The sequence below is a fragment of the Pseudomonas sp. YuFO8 genome (genome assembly GCF_035065025.1).
Classification (GTDB): domain Bacteria; phylum Pseudomonadota; class Gammaproteobacteria; order Pseudomonadales; family Pseudomonadaceae; genus Aquipseudomonas; species Aquipseudomonas putida_AE.
The window spans coordinates 47,892-64,147 of the sequence record NZ_JAXDEQ010000024.1 but is presented as its reverse complement, the minus strand read 5'-3'; the positions used below and the strand labels follow the sequence as shown (position 1 = coordinate 64,147).

Genomic DNA, 16,256 nt, shown 5'->3' with positions numbered 1-16,256 from the left:
CTATCATACCGGCAAACCTTCCAAGGCCATATCACGCAAAGTGCGGTGCTTATGGCTTGTGGGAATAAGGGTGGCTTACAACGCAAAACTTGAAGCCGCTTCTCCGTCCTCTCCTTGCGGTGTATTCGGAGCCGACAAAGCAGAAATCGCGGCCAAGCTCACTCAAGAACTGCTTGAGGCGCCCCAGCAAGCCCCGATGCAGATCGGTTTCGGCGTGAGCGCCGGGCAAGTCGAGAAATTCGACCATGTAGGCGTCGCGGAATATCTCTAACGCGCAGGGGTGGGTTTGTTTCAGAACCGCGGAAACTTTGGCCGGCTGGGTCACACTGCGTTCAAACAGCGCTGTCTTGAACTGTCGCTCCAGTTCGCGCTTTGACCATTTTTCCTGAACGGCCATTCGCAGGTAAAACTCGCGCTCTTCCGGGCGTTTGCTCTGGCCGAAGATGATCACGTTGTGGGACCAGGACAATTGTCGCGCCAGTGGTGCGACTTTTTCTTCTGCGCAGTAAATCTCATAAAACTGGCGCATGCGGAACAAATTCGAGCGAGTGAAGCCGCGCAAACCGGGCTGAGTCTGAGCCAGATGCACAGCCAGTTGACCGACCACGGAATCACCCCATTCGGCATTCTCCAGCTTGCGGCTGATATAGGCACCCACCTGCCAGTACAACTCGATCAGCTGGGTATTCACCGCCTGCATAGCCTGGCGCCTGGCACTTTGAATCAGCGCAAGCACTTCATTGAAACGATCGTCGGTTTTGCTTGCGGGAGCGAAGGGTACGGTCATGCCTGGATCCTTGTACACGAGTAAAAGCGTGAGCTTAAACCGCCAGGGATGCTTGAAATGACCGGTGATACCCTTTGGGAAATGTCGTACAGAAACTCGGGAACGCTCCCGCAAAATCAGAGCGTTGTAGGAAGGGAGAGCCTGCTCGCGTAGGAGTCATCACTGACAGCTCCATCATCCGCCACCAACCGCATATTAATCCGCAACCCGCTCCCGGTGTTCTGCGCCCAGAGCTTTCCGCCCTGACGCCGCACTGCATTCCGGGCAATACTCAAGCCCAGGCCAAATCCACCGTCCCCCGGCCGCGAGCCGTCGAGTCGGGTGAAGGGCAAGAAGATTCGCTCTAGATCAGCCTCCGCTACGCCGCCGCCCTGATCCTCCAGCCACAGGTGCCAGTAGTCGCCATCGCGCTGTCCGCCAAGATGGACAATGCCACCCTTGGGCGAATGTCGAATCGCATTACGCAGCATGTTCTCCAGGGCCTGGGCCAGGGTATTGAGGTGGCCGCGCACCCAGCAGGAGGCGTCCACCGAACATTGCAATTGCCCATCCGGCCAGCAACTTTCGTAGCAGGCGTTTTCCGTGAGCATTTCCCACAAGGCCTGGACCTGAATCGCTTCGTCCGGCAATCGCGTGCGTTCGGTGTCGAGCCAGGCCAATTGCAGCGTGTCTTCCACCAGCCGTTGCATGCCGTCGACCTCGCGGCCGATGCGCTCGCGCAACTGCTCCAGGCCCTGCTCGCTTTCACTGGCCACCCGCAGGCGGCTCAACGGCGTGCGCAATTCATGGGACAGGTCGCGTAATAGTTGTTGCTGCAGCGCCACGGTGGTTTGCAGGCGTTCGGACATGTGATCGAACGCCCTGCCCAGTTCTCCCAGTTCGTCGGCGCGATTGGTGGTGCGGCGCGACAGTCGCACGTTGAGCTGATCGGCACGCCAGGCGTTGGCTTGTTCGCGCAGGTGATTGAGCGGCACCACCAGCAAGCGGTACAGGCCGACGCACAACAGCAAGGTGAACAACCCGGGAATCACGCCGTTAGTGATCACCCGCCAGAACACCCGATAGCGTCCCGGCACAAAGCGTTGGGGCAGTTCGATCACCAGGCTGCCGACGGAAGGGTCGCCGGGAAACGGCACCCGCATCCACGGCCGGCCTTTCTTGTGGATGGGCCAATCCAGGCCGCGCAGAAACGTCAGGTGTTCAATTTCATCGTCCGTCAGCGCAAAGCTGCTCAAGGACTGCAGGTCACCGCCGATGACGCCAACCCAGCTCTTTTCCCTTTGATGCATGGTCTGCAGCCAGTCATCGACCCCCTCGGTCCGGCGCTGTTGCCACGCCTGTTCCGCCTCGGCGGCATAACGCGTCAAGGTGCCTCGGGCCTCGTCCGAGAGGAACTGGTTGCGCTGCTCCATGTAGCGGCCCCAGGACCAGCTCAACCAGATCATCAGCAGACAGAACGCCACCAACAGGCAGGCCAGTTTCCAGAACAGCGAATGCCGGCCCGGCAAGTTACATTTCATCGCCGGCACTCAGGATGTAGCCCTTGCCCCAGACCGTGCGCACTTCCCGCTCGGTATAACCGATGGCCTTGAGTTTGCGGCGAATCTGGCTGATGTGCATGTCCAGGCTGCGATCGTGGGCGGCATAACCTCGTTGCAGGACCTGCTGATAAAGGAAGGCCTTGCTCAATACTTCATCGGCGCTGCGGCTCAGGGTTTCCAGCAGGCGATATTCACTGCGGGTCAGGCCGGCAGGCTGCTGCCGATAAAATACGTCGCAGCGCTCGTCGTCGAAACGCAGGCTGTCCACCTGGGCCACCAGCGCCACCGGCGTCGGCCGGCGATCGAGCGCTACCCGGCGCAGGATGGCTTCGATACGTACGCGCAACTCGGCCATGCTGAAGGGTTTGGGCAGGTAATCATCGGCCCCCAGTTGAAAGCCGCTGATGCGATCGGCCTCGGCGCCGAGTGCCGACATCAGCAACACCGGGGTGGAATGGCTGCGGCGCAGTTGCGTCAGCGCCGCCAGCCCGTCCAGCCCCGGCAACAGGATGTCCATCAACACCACATCGAAGGCTTGCTCGCGGGCCATGTCCAGGCCTTCCTGGCCATTCTGGCACCAGGTTACCTGAAAGCCGCTACGGCCCAGATGTTCATGGACATAGGCACCGAGTACGAGATCGTCTTCGATGGCGAGGATACGGGGATGGCCAGCGCTGATGGTCGTCATTATTATCTGCAAATAATTCTCAGTTGTTAATTATTCAAGATTGCCTCGCCCGGGGCAACCCGAGGGCTTGCGCAAGACGCAAAAGCCCACGAACAACCGACGAGTGACGACATCAATTACCGAGGATCGCCCGCGTGCAAATCGCTACACTGCGCAAGTGGCGCGTGCCGGACGCATGCGCTGCCCTATAAATAGCCGGTTGCAGGAGAGAGGCGTGCTGACGAAACTGGGAATCAAAGGCCGCGTGCTGTTGCTGACGCTGCTGCCGACCAGCCTGATGGCATTGGTCCTGGGCGGCTATTTCACCTGGATGCAGCAATCGGACCTGCAGACCCAACTCCTGCAGCGCGGCGAAATGATCGCCGAGCAACTGGCGCCGCTGGTGGCGCCCGCCATGGGCCACAACAACAACGAACTGCTGGAACGTATCGCCACCCAGTCCCTGGAACAGCCGGACGTGCGCGCCGTGACCTTCCTGGCCCCGGACCGCACGCCGCTGGCCCACGCCGGGCCGATCATGCTGACCCAGGCGCCCATGGGCGAAGGTTCGCAAATGCTGCGCCGCAGTGGCAGTGAAGCCACGCGTTACCTGCTGCCGGTGTTCGGCAAACACCGCAACCTGGCCGGCGACGTGATTCCCGATGAAGCCGACCGCCTGCTGGGCTGGGTCGAACTCGAGCTGTCCCACAATGGCATGCTGTTGCGTGGCTACCGCAGTCTGTTCGCCAGCCTGCTGATGATCGGCGCCGGCCTCGGGGGCGCGGCGCTACTGGCCTTGCGCATGGGCCGCACGATCAATCGGCCGCTGACCCAGATCAAACAGGCCGTGGCCCAACTCAAGGACGGTCACCTGGAAACCCGCCTGCCGCCCCTGGGCAGCCAGGAGCTGGATGAATTGGCCTCCGGCATCAATCGCATGGCCGGCACCCTGCAGAATGCCCAGGAAGAACTGCAACACAGCATCGACCAGGCCACCGAGGACGTGCGCCAGAACCTCGAGACCATCGAGATCCAGAACATCGAACTCGACCTGGCGCGCATGGAAGCCCTGGAGGCGAGCCGGATCAAGTCCGAGTTCCTGGCCAACATGAGCCATGAAATTCGCACGCCGCTCAACGGCATCCTTGGCTTCACCCATCTGCTGCAGAAAAGTGAACTGACCCCGCGCCAGCTCGATTACCTGGGCACCATCGAAAAATCTGCCGACAGCCTGCTGGGCATCATCAACGAGATCCTCGACTTTTCGAAGATCGAGGCCGGCAAGCTGGTGCTCGACCATATTCCGTTCAATCTGCGCGACCTGCTGCAGGACACATTGACCATTCTCGCCCCCGCAGCCCACGCCAAACAGCTGGAGCTGATCAGCCTGGTGTATCGCGACACACCCCTGTCGCTGGTGGGCGATCCGTTGCGGCTCAAGCAGATCCTGACCAACCTGGTCAGCAACGCGATCAAGTTCACCCGCGAGGGCACCATCGTCGCCCGGGCCATGCTCGAGGAAGAACACGAAGACAGCGTGCAACTGCGCATCAGCATCCAGGACACCGGCATCGGCCTGTCGAGCCAGGATGTGCGCGCGTTGTTCCAGGCCTTCAGCCAGGCCGATAACTCGCTGTCGCGGCAACCCGGCGGCACCGGCCTGGGGCTGGTGATCTCCAAGCGCCTGATCGAACAAATGGGGGGCGAGATTGGTGTCGATAGCACCCCGGGCGAGGGATCGGAGTTCTGGATCAGCCTGAACCTGCCCAAGGCCCGCGACGATGCCGAAGACCTGCCGAGCGCGCCGCTGCTCGGTCGGCGGATTGCCGTGCTGGAAAACCATGAGCTGGCGCGCCAGGCGTTGCAGCATCAACTGGAAGACTGCGGCCTGGACGTCACCCCGTTCACTACCCTGGAGAGCCTGGCGAACGGCGTCACCGGCGCGCATCAGACCGATCAGGCGATCGAACTCGCGGTGCTCGGGATCACCAGCAACGATATGCCACCGGAACGCCTCAACCAGCACATCTGGGACCTCGAGCACCTGGGCTGCAAAGTGCTGGTGTTGTGTCCCACCACCGAACAGACGCTGTTCCACCTGTCGGTGCCGAACCCCCACAGCCAGCTCCAGGCCAAACCGGCTTGCACCCGCAAGCTGCGGCGTGCGCTGTCCGACCTGGTCAACCCGCGGCAGTTGCGCAGCGAAGCCAGCGAGCCGGTGTCCAGCCGCGCGCCGAAGGTGCTGTGCGTCGACGACAACCCGGCCAATCTGCTGCTGGTACAAACCCTGCTCGAAGACATGGGCGCCAAGGTGCTCGCCGTGGAAAGTGGTTATGCGGCGATCAAGGCGGTGCAGAACGAGACGTTTGACCTGGTGCTGATGGACGTGCAAATGCCCGGCATGGATGGGCGCCAAAGTACCGAGGCGATCCGCCAATGGGAAAGCGAGCGGCATTGCACGCCGCTGCCGATCGTAGCCCTCACGGCGCATGCCATGGCCAACGAAAAACGCGCCTTGCTGCAAAGCGGCATGGACGATTACCTGACCAAGCCGATCAGCGAGCGGCAATTGGCGCAGGTGGTCCTCAAATGGAGCGGGCTGGCACTGCGCAACCACACACCGGACCGCGCAGGCGACAGCCACGGCAGCACCTACGAGTTGCAGGTGCTCGATCACGAAGAAGGCTTGCGCCTGGCTGCCGGCAAGGCCGATCTGGCCGCCGACATGCTGGCAATGCTGCTGGCGTCGCTGGAAGCCGACCGTGAAGCCATCCGCCAGGCCCAGCAAAGCAACGACCACAACGCCCTGATCGAGCGGGTTCATCGCCTGCACGGCGCGACCCGTTATTGCGGCGTACCGCAACTGCGCGCCGCCTGCCAACGCAGTGAAACCCTGCTCAAGCAGAAAGACCCGAAGGCCTTTGGCGCACTTGAAGACCTCGACCGGGCGATCAATCGCCTGGCAGCCCAGGCGCGCATCAACGCCTGATGCACATTCCAGGAGGACCACATGCGCACGATACTTTTCAGCAGCCAGACCTACGACCGCGACAGCTTTCTCGCCGCCCACCTGCCGCCCGGTATCGAGCTGCACTTTCAGCCGGCACGCCTGAGCCTCGACACCGTGGCGCTGGCAGAGCATCACGAGGTGGTCTGCGCCTTCATCAATGATGACCTCGGCGCCCCGGTGCTCGAACGCCTGGCCGCAGGCGGCACACGCCTGATCGCCCTGCGCTCGGCCGGCTACAACCATGTCGACCTCGCGGCGGCGAAGCGCCTGGGGCTGGCGATCGTGCGCGTCCCGGCCTATTCGCCCCACGCCGTGGCCGAGCATGCCGTCGCCCTGATCCTGGCACTCAACCGCCGCCTGCACCGCGCCTACAACCGCACCCGCGAAGGCGATTTCAGCCTGCACGGGCTGACGGGGTTCGACCTGGTGGGCAAGACCGTCGGCGTGGTCGGCACCGGGCAGATCGGCGCGACTTTCGCGAAAATCATGCACGGGTTCGGCTGCCAGTTGCTGGCCTACGACCCGTTCCCCAATCCCCAGGTCGAAGCCCTTGGCGCCCGCTACCTGGACTTGCCGCAGTTGCTGGCCGAGTCGCAGATCATCAGCCTGCACTGTCCGCTCAATGCCCAGAGCAAGCATTTGATCAACCGCCAGACCCTGGCGCACATGCAGCCAGGCGCCATGTTGATCAACACCGGCCGCGGCGGCCTGGTGGACACCCCGGCGCTGATCGATGCCTTGAAGAGCGGCCAACTGGGTTATTTGGGACTGGATGTGTATGAAGAGGAAGCCCAACTGTTCTTCGAGGACCGTTCCGACCTGCCGTTGCAGGACGATGTACTGGCGCGGTTGCTGACCTTCCCCAACGTGATCGTCACGGCCCACCAGGCCTTCCTGACCCGTGAAGCCCTGGGGGCGATTGCCGCGACCACCTTGCAGAACATCGCGGCGTGGGCGGCCGGGTCGCCAGAGAATCAGGTCGAGGGTGATTGAACCTGATCGAAGGTCATATGCCTGCGGCATGCTTCGCGTAAGCCCGTGCTAGCATATCGCGCATATTTGGAGGACCCATGGTCGAACACGATTTCCGCTACACCCTGATGAACCCGCAACACACCCTCACCGAATGCCGCGCCCTGGTGCCGGGGCGTTATCAAGTCACCGGCAACGGCGGCTCGATTCGTAATAACGACGTGCTGGTCGTGACCCTCAAGGGCGCCAAGGACTTGTCCATGCGCCTGACCGTCGAAACGGTTCGCCACCTGATCAACCCTCCTGGCCAATGGGTCGCGGTGGCCAGTGGCCCGGTGTTCGGCGAACTGGCGATCCATACCTGGCAGGTGAATTGCGACAGCTGCGCCAAAGAACTGAGTTTCGAGTTCGCCGTGGACGCCAAGCTTGGCAACAAGGCTGAAAAGCCTGCCGCCACCGCGCGGATTGCCGAGTTGGGCTGGACCACCGTTGGCGAAAAGCACCTGTGCCCCAAATGCCAGGAGCCTGCGTGATGAAACGCCTCGCCCTGACCGCGATGGTCGGTGCCAGCCTGGTGGGCTGCGCCGCCGAACCAGTGCAACTTGAACAAAACCGCAGTTACATCCTGGAGTGGATCGGCGAGCGTCCGTTGATGGATTACAGCCACCTGACCATCACCCTGGGTGAAGACGGTCGCGCCTACGGTAACGGCGGCTGCAACCACTGGTTCGCGCCGTACACCCTGGAAGGCCACAAGCTGAGCTTCGGCAAGATCGGCAGCACCCGCAAACTCTGTGCGCCGGCCCTGATGGAGCAGGAAAAACGCTTCCTCCAGGCACTGGAAGGCGTGCAGCGCTGGGACGTCTCGTCGATCGACCAGATGCGTTTCTGGCCTGCCGAAGGCAAGCCGCTGCGCTGGTGGCTGGAAGAGGGTTGATCCCTCTGAACCTGTAGGAGCCGGCTTGCCGGCGAAGGCGTCTTTGACCATTTCGCTGGACTGTCGGGCCTCTTCGCTGGCAAGCCAGCTCCTACACGGTTTGTCGTTGCCACCCGCCTAATTTTTCGCCTGTAATGCTTCGAGCTTGGCCACCACCCCCGCCGCCGTCTGCTCGCCCATCAACTGCTCCCGCACCTTGCCCTTGTTATCGATGATGTAGGTCACCGGCAACGCCTCGCTGCGCGGCAGTTCGAACAACTCGGAAGGGTCCTGCGCCAGCACGGTGAACTTGATTCCGAGTTTCTCGCTGGCACTTTTCAGCTCTTCGCCCTGCACGTTGTCGAAGTTGACCCCGAACACGCCAATCCTCTTGTCCTTGAGCTGCTCGGCCAAGGTGTTCAATTCCGGAATCTCGGTCCGGCACGGGCCGCACCATTCGGCCCAGTAATTGATCACCAGCCATTTGCCGTCCAGACGCTCGGCGGCGACCTTCTGTCCGTTCTGATCGATCCCGTAGTCGTTACCGCAGCCCCCCAGCATCAACGCCCCGATAATCGTCAATGCCGCTGCCAGTCGCCTTGTCATGTCGTGTTCCTTGTCAAAAATTGAAAGCGCCTGCGACCCGTCGCCTGCCAAGGTTCAGGATTAAGCGCTGCCCAGTTAGAATAGCCGCCACCTTACGCAAGATGCGACCCGCTCATGACCGATCTGACGCTTTATCACAACCCGCGCTGCTCGAAATCCCGCGGTGCGCTCGAACTGCTGCAAGCCCGCGGCCTGACCCCGACGGTGGTCCGCTACCTGGAAACGCCGCTGGACGCCACGCAAATCCAGAGCTTGCTGGGCAAACTCGGGATCAGTGCGCGGCAACTGCTGCGCACCGGCGAAGACGAATACAAGACCCTGAACCTGGCCGACAGCAGCCTGAGCGAGGCGCAGTTGATCGCCGCCATCGCCGCCCACCCGAAACTGATGGAGCGACCGATCCTCGAAGTCGGCGACAAGGCCATCATCGGCCGTCCGCCAGAGCAGGTCCTGGAGCTGTTGCCGTGAGTGCGCCGTACATTCTGGTGCTGTATTACAGCCGCAGCGGTTCGACCAATGAAATGGCCCGGCAGATTGCCCGTGGCGTCGAACAGGCCGGCCTTGAAGCCCGACTGCGTACGGTACCGGCGATTTCCACCGAATGCGAAGCCGTGTCCCCGGATATCCCGGACGAAGGCGCGCTCTACGCCAGCCTCGATGACCTGAAGAACTGCGCAGGCCTGGCGCTGGGCAGTCCGACCCGCTTCGGCAACATGGCGGCGCCGCTCAAGTACTTCCTCGACGGCACCAGCAACCTGTGGCTGACCGGCGCCCTGGTCGGCAAGCCTGCCGGTGTGTTCACCTCCACCGCAAGTCTGCATGGCGGGCAGGAAACCACCCTGCTGTCGATGATGCTGCCGTTGTTGCACCACGGCATGCTGATCACCGGCCTGCCCTACAGCGAGTCGGCACTCCTGGAAACCCAGGGCGGCGGCACGCCGTACGGCGCCAGCCATCATGCCGGTGCCGATGGCAAAAGCGGCCTGGATACCCACGAAGTGGCGTTGTGTCGCGCACTCGGTATGCGCTTGGCCAAGACTGCTCAGAAACTGGAGGGTTGAGGGTGGCCAAGAAGCCGAAGGTCCTGCCCGCTATCGAATGGCTTGAGCCACGGGTTCGGGTCATGCGCGTCATCAGCCTGCTGTGTTTCCTTGGCCTGGTGGGATTGCTCTGCGTTTACTACCTGATGGTCGCTGACCTGCACGGTGCGCGGCCGTGGGTGATTCTGCTGATCGAGCTGGTGCCGTTGTTGCTGCTCGCGCCGGGGATGATTGTCGGCAATGCCCGGGGGCATTCATGGATGTGCTTTGTGGTGAACCTGTATTTCATCAAGGGCGCATTGGCCGCCTATGACCCGAACCGGCAGTTCTTCGGTGTGCTGGAGATGGCCGCAAGCCTGGCGGTGTTCTGTTCGGCACTGTTGTATGTGCGGTGGCGGTATCAGTTGAACCGCAAGTTGGCTGGCGAGGGCGAGATCTCCGTCGCCTGACAGAATGCAATCGCCAGCAGGCTGGCTCCCACAGGGGACTTGTGTCCTGCACAGATCCAATGTGGGAGCCAGCCTGCTGGCGATTGGAGCCACGCGGTCTCAATGATTGACGGTGTAAGCCAGCATCATCGAGATCTGGCTCATCGGCCGCCCGCCACTTTCCTCATGCCACTGGTTGAACACTTCCTGCACCAACGCCAGGTCGCGCAAGCTGGTCGGCACCTTGTCGACGATCTTCTGCGCATTCAACGCCGCCACCACGTCATAGCTCGGCACAAAGGTGTCCTTGCCGACCATGCGCAAGAATCGCGGCGCTGACAGGCCGCCCAACTGATGGCCGCGTTTTTTCAGGAAGGTCCAGAGCCCGACGATATCGGTCACTGGCCAATCGGCAATCAGCGCGCCGAAGCTGCCCTTTTCATGGGCCACGTCGAGAATGAACTGCGCATTGCGCGGCACGCTCTTGAGCTTGCCCAGATGGCGGATGATCCGCGTGTCCTGCATCAGCCGTTCCAGGTGTTCGGCGCTCATCAGCACGACTTTTTCCGGGTCGAATCTGAAAAACACTTCTTCGAAGGCTGGCCACTTGGCGTCCACCAGGCTGTGCTTGAGCCCGGCGCGGAAGACCCGCAATGCCATGGTCGAGAGGTAGCGGTCATCGCTGATCTTGCGCAATTGCGCCGGGGTCTTGGGCAGGGGCAGATGGGCTTCCAGTTCAGCGGCCGAACCGAAGCGGTTCAGACAGTATTCGTTCAGCCACTTGTAATCGCGCATGCCCTCTCCTGAGGATTGAAAAATGAACTGCCAACTGGTGACAAAACCTGTGGGAGCCAGCCTGCTGGCGATGAAGCGGTGTCAGACAACAATGAAGCGCCTGACACTCCGCCATCGCCAGCAGGCTGGCTCCCACAGTAATCGGGTTTAGAGGTTGACCACATTGACGAAACGCGAAGCGGCGCTTTCGTCGATCTTGAGGCTGGTGAAGTCGAACAGGTTGCGGTCCGCCAGTTGCGACGGGATCACGTTCTGCAGGCTGCGGAAAATGCTTTCGGTACGGCCGGGGGTCTTGCGCTCCCAATCCTGCAGCATTTCCTTGACCACCTGGCGCTGCAGGTTTTCCTGGGAGCCACAGAGGTTGCACGGGATGATCGGGAACTGCTTGAGGTCCGAGTAGGCCTGGATGTCCTTCTCGTTGCAGTAGGCCAACGGGCGGATCACCACGTTGCGCCCGTCATCGGCGCGCAATTTCGGCGGCATGGCCTTGAGCGAACCGTTGAAGAACATGTTCAGGAAGAACGTCTCGACGATGTCGTCGCGGTGATGGCCGAGAGCCATCTTGGTCGCGCCAATTTCGTCGGCAAAGGTGTAGAGCGTACCGCGACGCAGGCGCGAGCACAGGGAGCAGGTGGTCTTGCCTTCCGGGATCAGCTCCTTGACCACCGAGTAGGTGTCTTTCTCGACGATGTGGTACTCGATCCCCAGTTCCTTGAGGTAGGCCGGCAGCACATGCTCGGGGAAACCCGGCTGTTTCTGGTCCATGTTCACGGCCACGATCTCGAACTTGATCGGCGCGACCTTCTGCAAGTGCATCAGCACATCAAGCATGGTGTAGCTGTCCTTGCCGCCGGACAGGCAGACCATGACCTTGTCACCGTCTTCAATCATGTTGAAATCGGCGACCGCCTCACCGGCCTGTCGGCGAAGGCGCTTTTGCAGTTTGTTCTGGTTGACCGTAAGAGTGCCCATGACGCGAAATCCGTGAGGTGTGACGAAAGGCGCGCATTTTACGCAAAAACCCATCAGGAACGAAGTACCCCGACGGATCGCGTGCCCTACAGATGCAACAGCGATTACCCGGGTGCTTTACAGCGCAATTTGCTCTAAGCCCTACCCCCTGTGGGGTTAAGACCTTCCTATACTGCGTCATAAGGTCGCAATCACATACAGACCTATTACTTACTTGGCCACATTGGCCCGTAGGGCGCTCCACTGGGGGGCGACGGTAAAAACAAGAGGAGTGACTGGCATGATCCATCACGTAGTGGGGCTCTTCACCCACCCTGACCAAGAATGGAAAGAGATTCGTGGCGATCAGGAAGAAAGTATCAGCCACATGTACCTGACCCACACGCTGATCCTGGCGGCGATACCGGCGGTATCGGCCTTTATCGGGACTACGCAGGTGGGCTGGGTCATCGGCAATCGCCCCCCGGTGATGCTGACCGTGGAAAGCGCACTATGGATGACAGTCATGTCGTACCTGGCGATGCTTGGCGGCGTAGCGGTAATGGGTGCGTTCATCCACTGGATGGCCCGCACCTATGACGCCAATCCGAGCCTGGCACGCTGCATCGCGTTCGCAACCTATACCGCTACACCGCTGTTCATCGGCGGCCTGGCGGCCCTGTACCCCCACCTGTGGCTGGGGATGGTCGTTGGCACTGCGGCCATCTGCTACACGGTCTACCTGCTGTATGTGGGGCTGCCAACCTTCATGAACATTCCATCTGACGAGGGCTTTCTGTTTTCAAGTTCGGTGCTCGCCGTAGGCCTGGTGGTGCTGGTCGCCATCATGGCGTTCACCGTGATTGTCTGGGGACTCGGCGTGGGGCCGGTCTATACCAATTAACACTCACCACAAAAAAATCAGATCTGCCGACACAGGCCGCCGCAAGGCGGCCTTTTAATGCCCGCGCCACAAGAGCGCCGAAGACCATTCGGCGCTTCGCAGATTCGCAAGGCACCGGGCTTGCGGCATACTGGACTGCTCTGGAGATCCATCAAGCATGCCCGAGCAACTCAATACCCGCGTCGAAGACTGTTTTCAACAAGCCGAATCCTTTTTCAAACGACCTTTCAAACGTCCTGTGGTGAGCTTCAAGCTGCGCGGGCAAAAAGCCGGTGTCGCGCACCTGCACGAGAACCTGCTGCGTTTCAATCCGCAGCTGTACCGGGAAAACACCGAAGATTTTCTCAAGCAGACCGTCGCCCACGAGGTCGCGCACCTGATCGCCCATCAACTGTTCGGTGACCGCATCCAGCCCCATGGCGAAGAGTGGCAACTGATCATGCGCGGCGTGTACGAATTGCCCCCCAACCGTTGCCACACCTACGACGTCAAACGCCGCAGCGTCACCCGCTACATCTACAAGTGCCCGTGCGCCGACAGCGATTTCCCGTTCTCGGCGCAGCGTCATGGTTTGGTGCGGCAGGGGCGGCGGTATTTGTGTCGGCGGTGTCGCAACACCTTGGTGTTCAGTGGGGAAATGCGCATCGAGTAGTGAGATTTGTGGTGTCTGGGTCGACCTCTTCGCCAGCAGGCTGGCTCCCACAGGGGAAGATCCATTGTGGGAGCCAGCCTGCTGGCGATGGCGGCCTGACAGGCGCTAGAGAATTACCTTGGCACGCCGAAGTTCCTCAATCCGCTCTACACCAAACCCCAACTCCCCCAACACCTGATCGGTATGCTGCCCCAGCGCCGCGCCAATATGCCTGGGCTCCGGCAACCCGCTTGAAAACTTCAATGGACAAGCCATCTGCGCCTGACTCGAACCATCCCCCCGCGGCACTTCAGCCACCAGTTCCCGCGCCTGCAACTGCGGATGCCGCACCGCCTCACCCAGGCTCAAGACCGGCTCGACACACGCATCGAGCTCGGCGAACAGTGCGCACAACTCGGCGAAGTCATGCTTTTCGAACTCAGTCTTCAACGCCTCCTTGAGCTGGCGTTGCTGTGCAGGCTGCGCAGATAACCCCAGGCTCGCCCACTCCTCCAGCCCGAGCGCCACACACAACTGTTTCATGAACCCCGGTTCCAGGCTGCCCACCGACAACCAGCGCCCATCCTGGGAGCGGTAATAGTCATAGAAGCTGCCGCCATTGAGCACCTGGTCTTCCCGACCCGGTTCGATCCCACAAGCCAGGTACCCGGCACCCGCCATGGCGTTCAGGCTGAACGCGCAATCGGTCATGCTCACGTCCAGATGCTGGCCCTGCCCGCTGTACTGGCGTGCGATCACGGCCGCCAGCAGGCCGATGACCCCGTGCAGCGAGCCACCGGCGATGTCTGCCACCTGCATGCCCAGCGGCAGCGGGCCACTGTCGGCGCGTCCGCTGTAGCTCGCAAGCCCGGCCAGGGCAAGGTAGTTGATGTCATGGCCGGCGCGGTCCTTGTAGGGGCCGGTCTGACCGTAACCGGTGATCGAAACATAGATCAGCCGGGGATTGATCGCTTTCAGGGCCTCATAGCCCAGCCCCAATCGCTCCATGACGCCGGGGCGGAACTGCTCCAGCACGATGTCGTAGTCCTGCAGCAATTGCGTGATCACTTCCAGCGCTTCGGGCTGCTTGAGATCCAGGGCCAGGCTGCGTTTGTTGCGATTGAGGTAGGCATGGCTGGCCGAAACGCCCTGATCGTGGGGCGGCAGCACGCGCAGCAGGTCCATGCGGGTGGGTGATTCGATGCGCAGCACCTCGGCGCCCATGTCCGCCAGCAATAGCGAAGCGAACGGACCCGGCAGCAGTGTCGAGAAATCCAGAACCTTGAGTGATGCCAGTGGACCGAGCATGAGAATTCTCCCTGGATGATGCCCCAGCCTAGGCAGACAAGCGCTTTGCAGCAATCACCTTATGCGCCACATGCAATGACCGTTGTGCTCAAATCCCGGGCATGAAAAAACCCGCCGAAGCGGGTTTTTCATTCAACAAGACTTACCTGGCGTTGGTCGGGGCTACCTCTTCGACGTGGCCCAGAACATCGTCTTTAGGCTCGTCGGCAATGCCGCGACCGCCAGACGCCAGCTCGGATTGCAGCACGTCGGTGTCCAGTTCCTTGACCCACTTCGCCACGACGATGGTGGCAACGGCGTTACCGACCAGGTTGGTCAGTGCACGGGCTTCGGACATGAAGCGGTCGATACCCAGGATCAGCGCCAGGCCGGCAACCGGCAGGTGGCCAACGGCGGACAGGGTCGCCGCCAGTACGATGAAGCCCGAACCGGTAACGCCCGCAGCCCCCTTGGAAGACAGCAGCAACACCACCAGCAAGGTGATCTGGTGGGTGATGTCCATGTGGGTGTCGGTGGCCTGGGCAATGAACACAGCCGCCATGGTCAGGTAGATCGCCGTACCGTCGAGGTTGAACGAGTAGCCGGTCGGGATCACCAGGCCAACCACGGACTTCTGCGCCCCCAGACGCTCCATCTTGATCAGCATGCGCGGCAGCACCGACTCCGAAGAGGAAGTACCCAGCACGATCAACAGTTCTTCACGGATGTAGCGGATCATCTTCAGCACGCTGAAGCCGTGCAGGCGGGCAATCGAACCCAGCACGATCAGGATGAACAGCAGGCAAGTGATGTAGAAGCAGGCCATCAACTGACCCAGTTGCACCAGCGAGCCGACACCGTAGGCACCAATGGTGAAGGCCATGGCACCGAAGGCACCGATCGGCGCGAGCTTCATGATCATGTTGATGATGTTGAACATCACGTGGGCGAAACGATCGATGAAGTCCAGCAGCGGCCTGCCGTAGGCACCCAGGCGATGCAGGGCGAAACCGAAGATCACCGAGAACATCAGCACTTGCAGGATGTCACCCGTGGCGAATGCGCCGACGATGGTGGACGGAATCACATTGAGCAGGAAGCCGATGACGCTTTGGTCAGCGCCAGCAGCGACATACTGGGCAACCTTGGAGGCATCCAGGGTGGTCACGTCGATGTGCATGCCGTTACCCGGCTGGACGATGTTGACCACCACCAGGCCCACCAGCAGCGCGATGGTCGAAACGATCTCGAAGTACAGCAATGCGTAACCGCCGGTCTTGCCGACCGACTTCATGTCCTGCATGCCAGCGATACCGCTGACGACGGTACAGAAGATGATCGGCGCGATGATCATCTTGATCAGCTTGATGAACCCGTCACCCAGCGGTTTTACGGCCACACCGAGCTGTGGATAGAAGTGACCGAGCAAAATACCGATGACAATTGCAACGATCACCTGGAAATACAGGGATTTGTACAGTGGCTGACGAGTCGTCATTGCAAAGTTCCTCAAGAGTGCGCGGCGACAACATCCGACTGTTGCCCACCCCAACTCAATTGCGAACCCTCCTGCACTGGAGGGATTTGTTTTTTCGAGCTGCGCGACGGCAGGCATCTACGGGTTCTATCGCAAGGCTCGTGCCACCTTGTAGGAAAAGCCTGAAAGCCTTATGGCATCAAGGGTTGCAGGTTGGTGCGGGTCAACACACGACGACTGCGCA

General features: G+C 61.1%; 16 protein-coding genes and 1 pseudogene. 9 read left to right on the top strand and 8 right to left on the bottom strand.

Translation table 11 applies throughout. The features are described 5' to 3' along the window. Positions 1-106: 106 nt before the first annotated feature. The 3 genes and pseudogenes from SOP95_RS20720 to SOP95_RS20710 all read right to left on the bottom strand — a co-directional run. A pseudogene (locus SOP95_RS20720) lies at positions 107-787 on the bottom strand (PDDEXK nuclease domain-containing protein); the annotation flags it as partial. Between the two features lie 116 nt (positions 788-903). Continuing rightward, a complete protein-coding gene (locus SOP95_RS20715; protein ID WP_323608138.1) occupies positions 904-2,307 on the bottom strand; it encodes a sensor histidine kinase in 1,404 nt (467 codons plus the stop codon). Then, positions 2,297-3,016 (bottom strand): response regulator transcription factor, encoded by a 720-nt coding sequence (locus tag SOP95_RS20710; RefSeq protein ID WP_323608137.1) that lies wholly within the window; start codon positions 3,014-3,016, stop codon positions 2,297-2,299. Before SOP95_RS20710 ends, SOP95_RS20715 begins: the two co-directional genes overlap by 11 nt. Positions 3,017-3,230: 214 nt before the next feature. Here SOP95_RS20710 and SOP95_RS20705 point away from each other — a divergent pair, with 214 nt between their 5' ends. The 4 genes from SOP95_RS20705 to SOP95_RS20690 all read left to right on the top strand — a co-directional run bounded on the left by SOP95_RS20705 (position 3,231) and on the right by SOP95_RS20690 (position 7,914). Next, positions 3,231-5,984 carry a response regulator gene (locus tag SOP95_RS20705; RefSeq protein WP_323608136.1) on the top strand — a complete coding sequence of 918 codons (2,754 nt, stop codon included), beginning with the start codon at positions 3,231-3,233 and terminating at the stop codon, positions 5,982-5,984. Positions 5,985-6,005: 21 nt separating this feature from the next. Further along, a complete protein-coding gene (locus SOP95_RS20700; protein WP_323608135.1) occupies positions 6,006-6,998 on the top strand; it encodes a 2-hydroxyacid dehydrogenase in 993 nt (330 codons plus the stop codon). A 77-nt stretch (positions 6,999-7,075) separates the two neighbouring features. Beyond that, on the top strand, positions 7,076-7,510 hold the full coding sequence (locus SOP95_RS20695) for a hypothetical protein (protein ID WP_020799714.1): 435 nt from the start codon (positions 7,076-7,078) through the stop codon (positions 7,508-7,510). Further along, complete coding sequence (locus tag SOP95_RS20690) at positions 7,510-7,914, top strand: META domain-containing protein (RefSeq protein WP_274072911.1); 405 nt, start codon at positions 7,510-7,512, stop codon at positions 7,912-7,914. Before SOP95_RS20695 ends, SOP95_RS20690 begins: the two co-directional genes overlap by 1 nt. Positions 7,915-8,031: 117 nt before the next feature. Here the strand turns inward: SOP95_RS20690 and SOP95_RS20685 are convergent, their stop codons facing one another. After that, positions 8,032-8,499: a TlpA disulfide reductase family protein gene (locus SOP95_RS20685; RefSeq protein ID WP_323608134.1), complete on the bottom strand. Its 468-nt coding sequence runs from the start codon at positions 8,497-8,499 to the stop codon at positions 8,032-8,034. 114 nt (positions 8,500-8,613) lie between these two features. On the opposite strand from SOP95_RS20685, the gene arsC reads away from it, so the two are divergent. The 3 genes from arsC to SOP95_RS20670 are packed head-to-tail and all read left to right on the top strand — an operon-like array spanning position 8,614 to position 9,988. Continuing rightward, positions 8,614-8,967 (top strand): arsenate reductase (glutaredoxin), encoded by a 354-nt coding sequence (arsC, locus tag SOP95_RS20680; protein WP_323608133.1) that lies wholly within the window; start codon positions 8,614-8,616, stop codon positions 8,965-8,967. Next, positions 8,964-9,560, top strand: coding sequence for an NAD(P)H:quinone oxidoreductase (gene wrbA, locus SOP95_RS20675; protein WP_273919074.1), 597 nt, complete (start codon positions 8,964-8,966; stop codon positions 9,558-9,560). Before arsC ends, wrbA begins: the two co-directional genes overlap by 4 nt. A 2-nt stretch (positions 9,561-9,562) precedes the next feature. After that, positions 9,563-9,988, top strand: coding sequence for a DUF2069 domain-containing protein (locus SOP95_RS20670; protein WP_274072908.1), 426 nt, complete (start codon positions 9,563-9,565; stop codon positions 9,986-9,988). 99 nt (positions 9,989-10,087) lie between these two features. Here SOP95_RS20670 and SOP95_RS20665 read toward each other — a convergent pair whose 3' ends face one another. Next, positions 10,088-10,762, bottom strand: coding sequence for a DNA-3-methyladenine glycosylase I (locus tag SOP95_RS20665; protein WP_323608132.1), 675 nt, complete (start codon positions 10,760-10,762; stop codon positions 10,088-10,090). A 147-nt stretch (positions 10,763-10,909) separates the two neighbouring features. Then, complete coding sequence (ttcA, locus tag SOP95_RS20660) at positions 10,910-11,734, bottom strand: tRNA 2-thiocytidine(32) synthetase TtcA (protein WP_090324525.1); 825 nt, start codon at positions 11,732-11,734, stop codon at positions 10,910-10,912. Between the two features lie 280 nt (positions 11,735-12,014). Here ttcA and SOP95_RS20655 point away from each other — a divergent pair, with 280 nt between their 5' ends. Together SOP95_RS20655 and SOP95_RS20650 are read left to right on the top strand one after the other, a co-directional pair. Next, positions 12,015-12,617, top strand: a complete 603-nt coding sequence (locus tag SOP95_RS20655) for a Yip1 family protein (protein ID WP_008054814.1) — start codon at positions 12,015-12,017, stop codon at positions 12,615-12,617. 157 nt (positions 12,618-12,774) lie between these two features. Next, the gene (locus tag SOP95_RS20650; protein WP_274072906.1) at positions 12,775-13,269 is read left to right on the top strand and encodes a SprT family zinc-dependent metalloprotease; all 495 of its coding nucleotides are present in this window, start codon (positions 12,775-12,777) and stop codon (positions 13,267-13,269) included. Between the two features lie 105 nt (positions 13,270-13,374). Here SOP95_RS20650 and SOP95_RS20645 read toward each other — a convergent pair whose 3' ends face one another. Both SOP95_RS20645 and SOP95_RS20640 read right to left on the bottom strand, forming a co-directional pair. After that, positions 13,375-14,556 (bottom strand): CaiB/BaiF CoA transferase family protein, encoded by a 1,182-nt coding sequence (locus SOP95_RS20645; RefSeq protein ID WP_323608131.1) that lies wholly within the window; start codon positions 14,554-14,556, stop codon positions 13,375-13,377. A 142-nt stretch (positions 14,557-14,698) separates the two neighbouring features. Next, the gene (locus SOP95_RS20640) at positions 14,699-16,033 is read right to left on the bottom strand and encodes a dicarboxylate/amino acid:cation symporter (RefSeq protein ID WP_323608130.1); all 1,335 of its coding nucleotides are present in this window, start codon (positions 16,031-16,033) and stop codon (positions 14,699-14,701) included. Positions 16,034-16,256 lie beyond the last annotated feature (223 nt).